This is a genomic window from Streptomyces sp. NBC_01017, from assembly GCF_045162795.1.
GTDB classification, from domain to species: domain Bacteria; phylum Actinomycetota; class Actinomycetes; order Streptomycetales; family Streptomycetaceae; genus Streptomyces; species Streptomyces machairae.
Map to the genome: position 1 here is coordinate 2,975,856 of NZ_CP108683.1, position 13,440 is coordinate 2,989,295.

General features: G+C 70.7%; 11 protein-coding genes and 2 pseudogenes. 3 read left to right on the forward strand and 10 right to left on the reverse strand.

Features of this window, described 5'->3' with window-relative positions; all coding sequences use genetic code 11:
- Positions 1-7: 7 nt before the first annotated feature.
- The 5 genes and pseudogenes from mgt to OG331_RS13745 form a co-directional block, all read right to left on the reverse strand.
- Positions 8-1,262, reverse strand: a pseudogene (mgt, locus tag OG331_RS13725) (macrolide-inactivating glycosyltransferase).
- A gap of 7 nt (positions 1,263-1,269) precedes the next feature.
- A pseudogene (locus OG331_RS13730) lies at positions 1,270-1,958 on the reverse strand (rRNA adenine N(6)-methyltransferase family protein).
- Positions 1,959-2,000: 42 nt separating this feature from the next.
- Complete coding sequence (locus tag OG331_RS13735; RefSeq protein WP_406195667.1) at positions 2,001-3,290, reverse strand: ABC transporter substrate-binding protein; 1,290 nt, start codon at positions 3,288-3,290, stop codon at positions 2,001-2,003.
- Positions 3,290-4,123 carry a carbohydrate ABC transporter permease gene (locus OG331_RS13740; RefSeq protein ID WP_406195669.1) on the reverse strand — a complete coding sequence of 278 codons (834 nt, stop codon included), beginning with the start codon at positions 4,121-4,123 and terminating at the stop codon, positions 3,290-3,292. The genes OG331_RS13735 and OG331_RS13740 overlap by 1 nt, the downstream gene beginning before the upstream one ends.
- Positions 4,120-5,058: a carbohydrate ABC transporter permease gene (locus OG331_RS13745; protein WP_406195671.1), complete on the reverse strand. Its 939-nt coding sequence runs from the start codon at positions 5,056-5,058 to the stop codon at positions 4,120-4,122. Before OG331_RS13745 ends, OG331_RS13740 begins: the two co-directional genes overlap by 4 nt.
- A 182-nt stretch (positions 5,059-5,240) precedes the next feature.
- Here OG331_RS13745 and OG331_RS13750 point away from each other — a divergent pair, with 182 nt between their 5' ends.
- Positions 5,241-6,104 (forward strand): phosphotransferase enzyme family protein, encoded by an 864-nt coding sequence (locus OG331_RS13750; protein WP_406195673.1) that lies wholly within the window; start codon positions 5,241-5,243, stop codon positions 6,102-6,104.
- A 122-nt stretch (positions 6,105-6,226) separates the two neighbouring features.
- Here the strand turns inward: OG331_RS13750 and OG331_RS13755 are convergent, their stop codons facing one another.
- Positions 6,227-7,141: a LysR family transcriptional regulator gene (locus OG331_RS13755; RefSeq protein ID WP_406195676.1), complete on the reverse strand. Its 915-nt coding sequence runs from the start codon at positions 7,139-7,141 to the stop codon at positions 6,227-6,229.
- A 94-nt stretch (positions 7,142-7,235) separates the two neighbouring features.
- Here OG331_RS13755 and OG331_RS13760 point away from each other — a divergent pair, with 94 nt between their 5' ends.
- Both OG331_RS13760 and OG331_RS13765 read left to right on the forward strand, forming a co-directional pair.
- Positions 7,236-8,225 (forward strand): DMT family transporter, encoded by a 990-nt coding sequence (locus OG331_RS13760; RefSeq protein ID WP_406195679.1) that lies wholly within the window; start codon positions 7,236-7,238, stop codon positions 8,223-8,225.
- Entirely contained in the window at positions 8,189-8,698 is a 510-nt protein-coding gene (locus OG331_RS13765) for a YbaK/EbsC family protein (RefSeq protein WP_406195681.1), read from the forward strand. The genes OG331_RS13760 and OG331_RS13765 overlap by 37 nt, the downstream gene beginning before the upstream one ends.
- 136 nt (positions 8,699-8,834) lie before the next feature.
- Here OG331_RS13765 and OG331_RS13770 read toward each other — a convergent pair whose 3' ends face one another.
- From OG331_RS13770 to OG331_RS13785, 4 genes are all read right to left on the reverse strand, one after another.
- Positions 8,835-9,572: a 3'-5' exonuclease gene (locus tag OG331_RS13770; RefSeq protein WP_406195683.1), complete on the reverse strand. Its 738-nt coding sequence runs from the start codon at positions 9,570-9,572 to the stop codon at positions 8,835-8,837.
- 131 nt (positions 9,573-9,703) lie between these two features.
- Positions 9,704-10,945, reverse strand: coding sequence for an SAV2148 family HEPN domain-containing protein (locus OG331_RS13775; RefSeq protein WP_406210001.1), 1,242 nt, complete (start codon positions 10,943-10,945; stop codon positions 9,704-9,706).
- Between the two features lie 103 nt (positions 10,946-11,048).
- Positions 11,049-12,365 carry a copper amine oxidase gene (locus OG331_RS13780; RefSeq protein ID WP_406195685.1) on the reverse strand — a complete coding sequence of 439 codons (1,317 nt, stop codon included), beginning with the start codon at positions 12,363-12,365 and terminating at the stop codon, positions 11,049-11,051.
- Between the two features lie 85 nt (positions 12,366-12,450).
- A complete protein-coding gene (locus tag OG331_RS13785) occupies positions 12,451-13,272 on the reverse strand; it encodes a Tat pathway signal sequence domain protein (protein WP_406195687.1) in 822 nt (273 codons plus the stop codon).
- Between the last annotated feature and the right edge of the window lie 168 nt (positions 13,273-13,440).

Genomic DNA, 13,440 nt, shown 5'->3' on the forward strand with positions numbered 1-13,440 from the left:
GCGTTTGTCAGCCGTCCTTGCGGGTCTCCCGTACGGCGGCCAGCTCCGCCTCGATCAGGTCCGCAGCCTGCTTGGTGCCGCCCTCCCCCGCCATCTGCGCCTGGACGTCCTTCAGACGCCGGGCGACCTCGGGGTCGCCGACGAGGGCCAGGGCGGTCTCGCGCAGGACCTCGGCCGTGGCATCCTCCGTCGCGATGTGCCGGGCGACGCCCAGCTCCTGGAGCATGTCCGCGTTGCCGAACTGGTCCACGGCCTGCGGTACGGCGATCATCGGGGTGGCCGTGGCCAGGCCCTCCTGGCTGCCGCCGGCGCCGGCGTGGGTGACGAACAGGTCGGCCTGCTTCAGGATCGCCAACTGCGGGACCCAGGAGCGCACTTCGACGTTCGGCGGCAGGTCTCCCAGCTCGGCCGGGTCGACGTGCCTGCCGACCTGGAGCACCAGGTGCCAGCCCGGCAGTTCACCGAAGGCGCGCACGCACTCCCGGTAGAAGGCGGGCTGCTTGGTGAAGGACGACCCGAGGGAGACGAGTACGACCTTCTCGGCGCCGTCGGGCCGCTGCCAGTCGCCCTCGGCCGCCCGGTCGCCCTGGCAGGCGCCGACGAAGGTGTATGCCGTCTCGTCGACGCGGTCGGCGTTGGGCTGCAAGGCCCGCGGGATGAGGACGAGCGAGCGGTCGGGCCGGCCGGCGAACGGATCCGGGTGCTGGGTGATGCCGTTCTCCTCCAGCCATGTGCGGAAGCGGCGGTAGTAGGCCTGCCCGCGCTCGGTCTGCTTCGGCTCCGCCCACATCGGCTCGGCGACCTCTTCCTCGTAGCCTTCCCAGGCGACGAGGTTCGGCGAGAGCGAGATCGCGGGCACGCCCCATCGGTGGGCGAGGACGCGTGCCGGGTACGAGGTGATGTCGTGCAGGACGAGGTCCGGCTCGTCTCCCCGATATGCCTCGATCAGCTGCGGAAGGGCCTGGATCGCGTCGGCGAGGAACGGCTCGACGTTGTCCAGCAGGGTGCTCCCCCAGGCCTCCGGGTCTGCGTCCGGCCCGGGCAGCGTGGAGTTCCAGAGCTTGGGCTCGGCGCCCGTCCCGGCCACCTTCTCGGCGAAGGCCGGCGGAATCGCGTACGTGACCCGGTGCCCGCGTGCCACCAGCTCGCGGATCACTTCGAGGCTGGGGTTCACATGCCCGTGGGCGGCGATGGAGAACATGGCGATGTGAGCGGGACTGGTCATGACACCGACGATATGCGAGACGATACGTCTCGTGCAACTCTGTTTCACGGGGCCGGCACCTCGTGCAGCCTCAGCCACTCCCCCGGCGGCACCCCGCCGACGAGCACGGTCGTGTCGAGGCCCGCCCTGCGCAACGCCGCGTCGACCCGCCGCCTCGGGTGCGCCCGGCGCAGCGAGGCGTGCAGCGAGCCGCCGACCCCGGAGAAGCCCAGCTCCACCAGTCGCCGCCGGCGCTGGTACGCCCCGGCGTCGAGCAGCGGCGTGCGGCGCCGCTCGATGCGGACGATCCCGGCGTCCACGCCGGGCACGGGACGGAAGCTGCGCCGCCCGACCCGCCCAGCAGACGCCACTCGTGGCGGGGCCAGGTCAGGACCGTCAGCAGGGTCCAGCTGCCGTAGTCACCCGTGCGTTTGCGGGCGTACTCGAGCTGGGTGAGGAGCGTGGCGTCGGTGAGGGCGGGTGCCCGCAGGCACCAGTCGACGATGGCGGCGGTGCGGGAGAAGGGCACGTTTCCGGCGACGGAGAACGGTGCGTGCGGGGCTCGTGCGGTGAGGAAGTCCTCTCCGACGACGCGGACTTGGGGTGTGTCCGAGAAGCGCGAGCGCAGTGCGGGGACGAGTCGTGGGTCGATCTCGCCTGCTGCTCGAAGTCGGTGCAGGAAAGGGCGCGTTGACCGAGCAGCTCGCCCCGCGCTGCCGGCGCCTCCTCGCGTAGGGCCGGGAGACGCGGACAACCGAATTACGTCGGCAACAACCCGGCGCCGACACGGCTTACGTCAGCGCTGGTAGCGCGCCAGCACCAGGTTCCCGTCCTCCTCCAGGCGGTCGCGCAGTTCGGCGACGCCGATGGCTCCGCTGTAGTACTCCTGGAAGGCGGGCGTGGCGACCTTGTCCTTCCACTCCGGGTAGCCGCGCACGGACTGCGCCGGTGCCGAGCGCAGATGGGCGGCGAGGGCGGTGCCGGTGGCCCAGTCGTTCTCGCTTGTGTGCAGGGCGGGGTCCTTCAGCGCCGCGGTACCGGTCGGCAGCATCCAGTCGCCCAGCGCCAGCCGGACCATGTTCTCGGGCCGCAGCAGGAAGTCGATGAACGCGGCCGCCTCCTGCTTGTGCGGGCTGTCCTCGGCGACGGACAGGGTCTGCGGGCTGACGCCCTGGGTGAGTCCGTCGGCGCCCGCCGGGGCGGGCAGCACCTGCCAGTCGAAGCCCTTGGGCGCCTGCTGCTCGATCTGCTGACGGTAGGAGAAGCCGAGCGGGACCATCGCGTACCGGCCGCCGAAGAAGCCGGGCAGGGTGTCCGAGCCGCCGCTGCCCAGGGTGGTCGGCGAGGCGCTGCGATCGGTGTTGACCTGGTCGTGGACGGTACCGGGCATCACCTCGTCGGCCGCCTCGAAGCGGACGGTCACCTTGCCGTCGGCGCCTCGGTGAAACAGCTGTCCGCCCGCCGAGAGGGAAAGGTTGAGGCTGGCGGAGACGGGCTCCTTCAGCGGCCAGGCGACCCCGTACTTGCCGTCGCCGCTGAGCTGTGCGGTGATCCGCCGGAACTCCGGCCAGGTCCAAGGGTGTTGGGGAGTGGGGATCCGTACGCCGGACTCCTTCAGCCATTTCGCGTTGGCGATGAGGACACGCGGCTCCTGGAGGAAGGGCACACCGTAGATCCCGTCCCCGAAGGTCGCCGTGTCCCAACTGCGTTGCGGAATGTCGGACTTGAGCCGCTGCGGCAGCAGGTCGGTCAGGTCGGCGAGGTAGCCGCCGTAGGCGAAGTCGGCGAGGTCGTCCGAGGCGTCGTGGATGATGTCCGGGGCCTCACCGCCCTCGAAGGAGGTGAGCAGCTGGTCGTGGACGCTGTCCCAACTGCCCTGGACATACTCGACCTTGACGTCGGGGTGGGTGTCGTTCCACTCCTTCACCAGCTCCTTGTTGACCTCGACGGACTCCTCCTGCCAGGCCAGGGACTGGAAGCGCAGGGTGACACGTCCGTCGTCGGCGCCGTCGCGGTCGTCGCCGCCGCATCCTGCGAGCAGCAGGGCCAGGACGGCGACCAGAGCCGGCAGCAGTCTCGTACGCATCAGTTCTTCACCGCCCCGGCGAGCATGCCGCCCGTGATCCGCCGCTGGATGAGCGCGAACACGACCAGCGAGGGCAGCGTCGCGAGGAACGCGGCGGCGGCCAGCGGGCCGAGGTCCGCGACTCCCTCCGCGCCGATGAAGTGGGTGAGGACGACCGGCAGGGTCTGCTTCTCCGGGGTCTTCAGCAGAACGAGCGCGAAGAAGAACTCGTTCCACGCCGTGACGAACGCGAACATCGCCGTCGCCACGATCCCGGGTGCCAGCAGCGGCGCGGTCACCGAGACCAGGGTCCTGAGGCGCCCGGCCCCGTCGACCGACGCCGCCTCCTCCAGCTCGGGCGGCACCGCACGGACGTATCCGACGAGCATCCACAGCGCGAACGGCAGCGCCCACACCACGTACACCATGATCAGACCCGGCACCGAGTTGATCAGCCGCAGGTTCTTCAGCACCAGGAACAGCGGGATGATCACCAGCACGAGCGGGAACGCCTGGCTGACGACCACCCAGCCGGTCGCGGCACGCGCGAGCGGCGTGCGCCTGCGGGCCATGACGTAGGCCATCGGGGTCGCGAGCAGTACGGCGATCAGGGCGGCGCCGAGCGCGGCGATCAGGGAGTTGAGGGCGGCGTCCAGGAGGGGCTGTTCGTCGAAGGCCTGGCGGAAGTTGGCGAGGGTGGGGTCCTTCGGGATCCAGGTGGGGTGCAGACTGCCCAGCTCGCGTGGGGGTTTGAAGGCGGTGGAGATCAGCCAGAGGAAGGGGAAGGCGAGGAAGAGGAGGTACGCGAGCAGGGCGACATACTGTCCGGCGCGGCCGGTTCGGCTGGTCCTCATGCCTCGTCACCTCCCCTGATCCGGCCGACGAGGATGACGGCGAGGACGATCGAGATCACCGCGACCATCACGCATCCCATCGCCGCCGCGTAGCCGAACTGTCCGTAGCGGAAGGCCTCTTCGTAGGCGAAGAGCATGGGCAGGCGGGTGCGGCCGCCGGGGCCGCCGCTGGTGAGCACGTAGACCAGGGCGAAGGAGTTGAAGTTCCAGATGAGGTTGAGCGCCGTGATGGAGAGGGCGACGGGCCGCAGGGCCGGCCAGGTGACCGTGCGGAAGCGACGCCAGGCGCCTGCGCCGTCCACGGCCGCCGCCTCGTGCAGTTCGCGCGGGGTGTTCTGCAGGCCGGCGAGCAGAGCGACCGTCGTGGTCGGCATCCCGGCCCAGATGCCCACGACGATCACGGCGGGCAGGGCGGTGCCGAGCCCGCTGAGCCAGTCCCGGCCGTCGCCGAGGCCCAGGTTGCGCAGGGTCTCGTTGAGGATGCCCGCGTCGGGGTTGTAGACCAGCCGCCACATCACACCGACGACGACCTCGGGCATGGCCCACGGGATGATCGCCAGGGCGCGGGCCAGCCAGCGCAGCCGCAGGTCCTCGTTGAGGAGGAGGGCGAGGCCCAGCGCCAGCAGGAACTGCGGCACGGTGACGCCGACGGCCCAGACCAGGCCGATCCGGAACGACTCCCAGAACAGCGTGTCGTCCAGCAGGTCCCGGAAGTTGAGGCCGCCGATCCACTGGGTGGGCTGGGTCCGTCCGGACTGGGCGTCGGTGAAGGACAGCAGGATGCCGTAGAGGAGCGGTCCGACGCTCAGGACGAGGATGGGGATCAGCGCGGGGAGTACGAGGAACCAGGCGCCGTGATCCGTGACGCGCCGTTGCCGCGGCTTGCCGCCCGGCGCGCGTCTCACCGGCCTGTCCGCCTCGGTCACCGATGTCACGGAATCAGCCTCACATCAGCCCCTTTGCGCTGCTCGGAACGGGCCCCGTCATGGTCGTGAACGCGCTCTGCCCCGTCAAGACAGCGCGCACGCGGTCCGACCTGTGGAAATGCGAGACTGAGCCGTGGATGGCGGGAATCCGACGCCGTTCATGGCGAGGCGGGACCACATGGAGGCGGACGATGGACGAGGCACGGGCGCGGGACGTACTGGGTACGGCGGGGGTACTGCCCGGTCCGGCCCGGGACGCGCGACTGCTCGCCCTGGGTGAGAACGCGGTGTTCGCCGCCGGTGACCTGGTCGTCAAGGTGGGCCGCGACGCCGAACTCCTCGGCCGGGCGCGGCGCGAACTGGACATCGCCGTGTGGCTGGAAGAGGCGGACGTGCCGGCGGTGCGGGCGGCCGAGCCCAAGGCGCTGCTGGTGGAGGGGCACCCGGTGACCGTGTGGCACCGCCTCCCCGACCCCGTACGGCCCGCCGAGCCAAGGGATTTGGCCGAACTGCTACGGGTCGTGCACGCCCTGCCCACGCCCTCCTTCGAGTTGCCGCCCCGTGAGCTGCTGGGCGGCGTGGAGCGGTGGCTGCGGCTGGCCGGCGACGCGATCGATCCGGCGGACGCGGCGTACTTGCGGGAGCGGCGGGACGGATTCGCGGCGGCCGCGGCCGGGCTGACGCCCCGTCTGACCCCCGGGCCGATCCATGGGGACGCACTGCCGCGCAATGTCCATGTGGGCCCGGACGGGCCGGTCCTGGTCGACCTGGAGACCTTCTCCGCCGATCTGCGCGAGCACGACCTGGTGGTCATGGCTCTCTCGCGCGATCGGTACGGGTTGCCTGCGGCGGCCTACGACTCCTTCGTCGAGACCTACGGCTGGGATGTGCGGGACTGGGAGGGCTGCTCGGTGCTGCGCGGAGCCCGGGAGACGGCGAGTTGCGCATGGGTTTCACAGCATGCGCCGAGCAATCCGAAGGCGCTGGCCGAGTTCGAACGGCGGGTGGCTTCGTTGCGGGAGGGGGATGAGGCTGTGCGGTGGTATCCGTTCTGAGCGTCAGTGGCTCTGTTGGTGAGCGTCGGTCGCTGTGATCGACAGCCCTGTGGGTTCCGCCGGCACCGGCACCGGCCCGTCCGGCCCATCCGGCCCATCCGGCCCGACCCGCACAACAGGCGTCACCGAGCCGGAGCTTCCCTGCTCCGGATCTGGCGCGCGGCACTGCCCAGGTCGGCCAGTACGGTACGGACCGCCGATCTGGCCGTGCGCTCCGGGCGGTACAAGGCGTCGATGTGGCGTCGGGACTGGACGCCGCTGAGCGGTCTGAGGGCCAGTGCGGGGTGGGGGCGCGTCGTCCAGCGTGGCATCAGGGCGATGCCACCGCCCGCCGCCACCACCTCGGCCACCACCGTGAACTCGTTGATGCGGTGCGCCAGATGGAGGCGCCGGCCGACCGAGGCGGCGATGGCTTCGATGACCGCCAGTACCGGGAAGCCGTCGTGCACCGTGATCCATGGCTCGTCCGCCACATCGCGCGGAGTGACACGGCGCTTGGCGGCCAGGGGATGGTCGGCGGGCATGGCCACGTCCAGCGGCTCGCGCAGCAGCGTCGTCGCGATCACCGTGTCCGGCCAGGGCGGGGCGTGATCCAGACGGTGGGCGAGGACGATGTCGTACTCCCGGGTGAGCCGGGGAAAGTCCTCCTGCGGCACGTCCTCGTCGGCGAGCCTCGGCACCGGCTTGCCCGGAGCGACGAGCGCCCCGAGCAGCAGCGGGAAGAACGCGGCACCCGCGCTGTGGAACGCCGCCACCGACACCTCCCCGTCCGGCCGCCCGACGAAGTCGTCGACGGTGCGCCTGGCGCGCGCCAGCGCCGTCTCCACCTCGACGGCCGCGCCCGCCAGCGCCTGCCCGGCATCGGTGAGCACCAGGCGCCGCCCCTGCCGCTCGGTGAGCGGCACCGGGATCGCCCGCTGGAGCAGCCGTAGCTGCTGGGAGATCGCCGACGGCGTCACCAACAAGGCCTCGGCGACCGCCGTGACACTGCCCAGTTCGCCGAGCTCCCGCAGGATCCGCAGCTGCCGTTCGTCCATTGCCTCAGTGTAGGGACGTCGATGTAGAGCTGCTAAATGATCGTTTTAGAAGGTGGTACTGGGCTTCACGGACGTTTCCGTGCACCGTGGGCCCGTGTCCGATGTCCGACGTACCGATGCGGTACTCCTCCTGGTCGCGCTCGTCTGGGGCTCCAGCTATCTGTCCGCCCAGACGGCGACGGCTGCGCTCCCCGTGCTGCTGGTGCTCTTCGCCCGCTACGGCCTGTCCGCCGTCGCCTGTCTCGGCCTGGTCGCGTCCGGGCGGCGCGGCCCGCGCCGATGGACGCGTGCCGAGCTGCGCGCCGGTCTGCCCCTCGGGGTGACGCAGGCCGCGGTCCTGCTCGTGGAGACGTACGGCGTCGCCCACACCAGCGCCGCCAACGCCGGCCTCATCATCAGCCTGACCATCGTCCTCACCCCGCTCCTCGACCGCGGCGGACGCCACGGCTCACTGCCCCTCTCCTTCTTCGCCGCGACCGGGGTGTGCATCCTGGCCGTCGGGCTCCTGATGTCCGGCAACGGCTTCCACGCGCCCCGCCTCGGCGACCTGCTGATGCTGGGCGCCGCCGTCATCCGGGCCGGGCATGTCGCGCTCGTCGGCCGCTTCACCACCGGGCGCGCGATCCGACCGCTACAGCTGACGACCGTGCAGACTCTCGTCGGCACGGCCCTGTTCCTGCCGGCCGCCGCTCTCGACCTGCCGGCACTGGTCCACACCGACCCGGCGACCTGGGCCCAGCTGGTCTATCTCGCGCTGTTCTGCAGTGTGTTCGCCTTCCTGGCGCAGACGTGGGCCGTGCAGCGCACCTCCGCCAGCCGGGCCAGCCTGCTGCTGGGCACCGAGCCGGTCTGGGCGGTCACGGTGGGCGTAGCCCTCGGCGGCGACCACCTCACCCCGCTCACCGGCCTCGGAGCGGTCCTCATGGTGGCCGGCACCTACTGGGGTCAGGCTGTGGAACGTGCGCACCGCAGCACACCGGACCCCTCGCTCACCGCATCCCAAGCCCACACCAACGCCGACGCCCACGCCCTCAGCAAGGACCCCGAATGCCCGAGCACGCCAACGACACTTACGACCACCTGATCTCTCTGCTCGACTCCTCCTCCATCGACTACCGCCTCATCGACCATGAGCCGGAAGGCGCCACCGAGGCCGTCTGCGCCCTGCGCGGTCACCCGGCCTCCGAGGCCGCGAAGTGCATCGTGCTGCGGGTCAAGGTGGACCGGCGCACGACGCGGCACGTCCTCGCCGTCGTCCCGGGCGACCGACGGGTGGACCTGGACGCCGTCCGGGCGCTGTTCGCCGCGCGTTACGTCGGCTTCAGCGACCCCCAGACCGCGGAGCGGCTGGCCCATGCCGTGCCGGGCACCGTCCTGCCGTTCAGCTTCGACCCCGAACTCGAACTCGTCGCCGACCCGGACGTCGTGGCCCAGCCGAAGCTGTACTTCAACGCCGCCCGGCTGGACCGCTCACTCGTCATCTCCGGCGCGGACTACGAACGGCTGGCCAAGCCGCGCGTCGAGCGGATCTCCGCGTCGGCGTCCGCGGCTGAGTGACACAAGCCGTCGCACAGGCGCCGCCGGTTCCTGCGGGGTCACGTGCCGCACCGGCGTGCGGGACGCCGAAGGAATGCAGGACCGGCCTGCGCCGGGCCTGACGCCCCTCGCCCCCGCAGCCCGCGCTCAGCGCACCTCAGACCGTCTCGCCCGCCACCCGCTCCCCCGTCGGCTCCCGCAGGGGCCACGTCCCGTCGACGACCGCGGTCGCGTCGCCCTTGCGGCGCAGGAAGTTCTGGAAGTCCGCCGCCCACTCGGCGTACCACTCGATCTGACGGAGGTGCAGCTCCGCCGGGCCGAGGGACGCGATCTTGGGGTGGCGGACGGCTATCGCGCCGGCCAGACGGGCCGCGGCGAGGGCGTCGGCGGAGGCGTCGTGCGCGGAGTCGAGTGCGATGCCGTACTCCCGGCAGACCGCTTCGAGGTTGCGCTTGCCGCGGCGGTAGCGGTCGGCCCAGCGGTCGATGGTGTACGGGTCGATGACCGGGGCGGGAGCCGGGCCGCCCAGGCGGTCGCTCAGGGACGGCAGGCCGTACCGCCGCAGTTCCGCTGAGAGCAGGCTCAGGTCGAAGGCCGCGTTGTACGCGACGACCGGCACGCCCGTCTTCCAGTACGTCGCGAGGACGTCCGCGATGGCGTCCGCCACCTGGTCGGCCGGGCGGCCCTCGGCGGCCGCGCGCTCATTGCTGATGCCGTGGACCGCGACCGCGTCCGCCGGGATCTCGACGCCCGGATCGGCCAGCCACTCCTTGTGCCCTATGGGCTGCCCGTCCCTGACCTCGATCACGGCCGCGGTGACGATGCGCGCCTCGCGCGGATCCGTCCCGGTCGTCTCCAGGTCGAAGCCGATCAGCAGCTCACGGTGCCAGCCCATGGGCGGTCCCCCTTCTTGGTGGTGCTTTCCCCCAGTGGTCTCCACCCTCCCATGGGCCACTGACAATCAGAGGACCGCATTCCGCTTCCGCGGCGGGACCGCATTCCGTGACCGGCCCGCACTGGGACAGTTCAGGACACTGGCCGCGAATCCGCCCACATAAGCTCGAACTCCTCGCGGTACGTGGGGAAAAGCCCGCCTTCGTCGATCTCGTCCGACTTGACCATCCTGCTGCCGTTGCGCAGCACCAGGACCGGCGCCTCCAGACCGCGCATCCGCCGCAGATAGGTCTGCACGACCGCGATGCCGTCGGAGCCGTCGCCGTCCACGAGGTAGGCCGTGAAGCGGGGCGTCTCGTCGAAGACCTGGATCTCGAAGGCGCCCGGGTCACGGAGGCGGGAGCGCACCCGGCGCATGTGCAGGATGTTCATCTCGACCGCCCGGCTCAGCTCGCCGCGCTTGATGCCCAGTTCGCGTTCGCGCCGCTTGACCGCGCTGGAGGCCGGGTTGAGGAAGAGCAGCCGCACCCGGCAGCCGGACTCGGCGAGCCGCACCAGGCGGCGTCCGGAGAAGTTCTGCACGAGAAGGTTGAGGCCGATACCGATGGCGTCGAGCCTGCGCGCACCGCCGAAGATGTCCTCGGCGGGGAACTGGCGCAGCAGCCGCACCCGGTCGGAGTGCACGGCGACCACGTCGGCGTACCGGTCGCCGACCAGGTCCTCGACCGCGTCGATGGGCAGCCGGCGCGCGGACGGGACGTCGCCGCTCGAACCGAGAGTCTCCAGCAGCCGCGCGGAGGCCCGTTCGGCCTGGTTGAGGACCGCCTCGGACAGGGCCCGGTTGCGGGAGACGACGTTCCGGGTCACTTCGAGCTCGTCCAGGGCGAGTTCGACGTCGCGGCGGTCGTCGACGTAGGGCTCGAAGCACGGCCAGTGCTGCACCATCAGCTCGCGCAGCTGCGGCAGGGTGAGGAAGCTGAGGACGTTGTCGTCGGCCGGGTCCAGCAAGTAGCCCTTGCGGCGGCTGACTTCGCGTACAGCGACGGCGCGCTGCACCCATTCCTGGCCGGCCGGTCCGGCCGCCGCAACCACCCAGTCGTCGTGTCCGTGCACGGGTTCGTAGATGGGGCGCAGCACAGCGGCCACGACCGCCCGCAGCCGCTGTTCGACGAGGTTCAGCCAGATGTAGGCCCGGCCGGCCCGCTGGGCGCGCGTACGTACCTCGAGCCAGGCCTCGGTGTCCCAGTCCAGCTCCGGGCCGATGGAGTTGGTCTCCATCGGCCGGGCCAGGGACACCGTGCCGGGCGGGACGTCTGTGGAGTTCCCCTCGTGACCCTCGTCACCAGGGGGCAACTCCAGCCCTCCCGAGCCCACCCGCGCACCGCCTTCCGCTCCCCCGAGCACTCCCCGTCCCAACGATCAAGGAAGGGTACTCCGGGAGCGGTCGGCGGTGCAGCCGGATGGACAGGGTCGTTTCTCAACTACGAGGCTGCCAGTGGCCGTTCTGCCAGGCGAGCTCGCTCGGAGTGAGCGGATTCATAGCCGTCACGTCCCGGGGGACGATGGAGAATCCCTGCCAGTGGACCGGCATGGGCTGCTGGTCCTCGTCACGGGCGATGTGGTGGAAGCCCACATTCATCCAGGCGATGGGGTGGGTGAGGTTCTGGCCGCTGACCCACTTGTCGACGGACTTGGGGTGGGTGTTGCCGCAACCGGGGTTGTTCGTGGCGAACTTCTCGCACTTGTTGTACTCGGTGAAGTACATGTCGTGCTTGGTGAAGTTGCGGCCCGGGTACTTGGTGGTGGCGCCGGGGACGATCTCGTAGGACCGCGGGTGGCCGTCCTTGTTCTTGCCGGTCGCGCTGACCATGCGCCACCAGCGGTAGTTCTTGGCGTCGCCCGCGAGTTCCTTGGCGACCTTGGTGCGGGTGGTCTTGGTCTTCGGGGCGCGGTCACCGGCGGCGGGGGCGGTCACGGCCGAGTCGTACTGCTCGATCTTGCCCTTGGAGGAGCCGTCCAGGCCGAAGTCGAGCCGCCAGAAGACGTTGTGGCTGTGGCTGGTGGCCTTGGCCCTGTCACCCTTGCCGATCGGCCAGCCGCGGCCGTCGCCGGCGTCGTAGTCGTCGTACGACAGGCTTCCGGTGGCACCGACGTTCATGGTGACCGTGCCGTCGTCCTGGAAGCGCCACTCGGTCATGTACTCGTACCAGCCGACCTGGTTGACCGTGTAGACGAGCAGGTCCTTGCTCTGCGCCTGGTAGACCTTGTTGGCGGTGTCGCCCTGCATGCGGTAGGCGTGGCCACGCGCGCGGGTCGTGGTGCACAGGCCGTTGACGTTCGGGTGCTCCGGGTCCCAGGTCTCCGGGACCTTGACGGACTTGATGGTGCCGCCCGGGCACTCGCTCGGCGCGAGGTTCATCAGGCCCTGGGCGAAGCCGAAGCCCGTCAGGTCGTCGTACTCGACGCTGCCGTCGTCGTACGGGACGTGGATCTGGCCGAGCCTGGCGTTGTTGAGGACCTTGATCGGCTTGGTCTCGCCCTTGGGCTGGTAGGAGATGTTCTCCAGGACGAGCCCGGCCTTGCCGTCGTAGCGCCAGCACATCCGCCAGGTCGTGCCGCCGGTGAGCTTCTGCTCGATGCGGTAGGCGGCGCTGCAGTCGGCGGCCGGCGCCGGGGCGTTCTTCGGCTGGGCGGAGGCGGGTCCGGCGCCGGTCGTCGCGCCGGCGGCCAGTGCGGCCACGGACAGGCCCAGGGCCGCGCCCTTGCGGGCACGGCTCATTCTGTTCACACGCATGAAGAAGTGACTCCCTTACAGGAGGTGCAAGTACGTGAGATGCACGCACGTGGCGCGCGAGTTGGACAGCTGAACGGAGGGTGGTTCAGCCGATGTCGAGCTTGGCGACCTTGCGGGCGCTCAGGTCGATCACGAAGGACCGGGCGTCGATCCAGGGCCCGTTCTTCACCTTCGGGAACAGCCGCACGCACCGGTGTTCGCCGCACTGGTCGAGTACGGCGGGCTGGGCGCCCGGAGTTGCCCGGTACACGGCGCCGTTGAGCAGCAGCTGGTCCGGGGAGCTGAGGTCCTTGCCGGTGGCGTCCTTGTAGTCCGCCTTCATGCCCGCGCCCAGCGGGTCGGCGATCAGGATCTCGGCCGCCTCGGAGTACTCGGTGCGGCTGAGCGGCGGCTGGACACCGTGCTCGGTGGAGGTCTGCTCGACCTTGCCGGTGTCGAGGTTGACGGTCTTGGTGACGAGCGCGTCGGCCTTGTAGTCGTAGAACGAGACCTCGGCCCGGCGCGGCGCGTTCGCGTCGTCCAGCTCGTCGGCGTCCGGCTCGGCGAGGTCGACGCCGAGGCGCTGCGGACCGCGGTCGCCCTCGACGTTCTCGCCGGCGCTGCGCAGCTGCGGGTTGACCGCGAGCTTCGCGGCCCGGTCCATCTCGTCGTCGGTCAGCGGGTCGTTGCCCGTGCCCTTGTCACCCTCGCTCGGGGCCCCCTCGACGACGCCCGGCGGCACCGCGCCGCCGCCCTGGTCCTGCGCCTGGGCCGCCTGTTGGGCGGACTGACCGCTGTTGCTTCCTTCCGCGTCGTCGGCCCCCGCCGTCCCCGGCAGGGTGATTCCGACCATCACGGCCGTTCCCGCGACCGCGATGGCCGCACCTGCCACCACCTTGCCCAGATGGCGGTGCACTATCTTGCGCACATCTTCCCCCTACTCCCCGTATGTCCCCGGGAGTACGTGTTGGCCCCACTGGTTCGGCATATCTCGTATGCCTGGTCGACCGATAAGAGGGACGTAAGTCATAGGTGGTTCCATCACTTTTGGGGAGACTCGACGTCAAGGCACGCACGACGGCGTGCCCGAGCTGAA

Coding starts and splice junctions, on each gene's coding strand:
- OG331_RS13755 (WP_406195676.1), bottom strand. CDS start 7,141: ATGGACGAACGGCAGCTGCGGATCCTGCGGGAGCTCGGCGAACTGGGC.
- OG331_RS13750 (WP_406195673.1), top strand. CDS start 5,241: ATGGACGAGGCACGGGCGCGGGACGTACTGGGTACGGCGGGGGTACTG.
- OG331_RS13780 (WP_406195685.1), bottom strand. CDS start 12,365: ATGCGTGTGAACAGAATGAGCCGTGCCCGCAAGGGCGCGGCCCTGGGC.
- OG331_RS13765 (WP_406195681.1), top strand. CDS start 8,189: ATGCCCGAGCACGCCAACGACACTTACGACCACCTGATCTCTCTGCTC.
- OG331_RS13770 (WP_406195683.1), bottom strand. CDS start 9,572: ATGGGCTGGCACCGTGAGCTGCTGATCGGCTTCGACCTGGAGACGACC.
- OG331_RS13735 (WP_406195667.1), bottom strand. CDS start 3,290: ATGCGTACGAGACTGCTGCCGGCTCTGGTCGCCGTCCTGGCCCTGCTG.
- OG331_RS13740 (WP_406195669.1), bottom strand. CDS start 4,123: ATGAGGACCAGCCGAACCGGCCGCGCCGGACAGTATGTCGCCCTGCTC.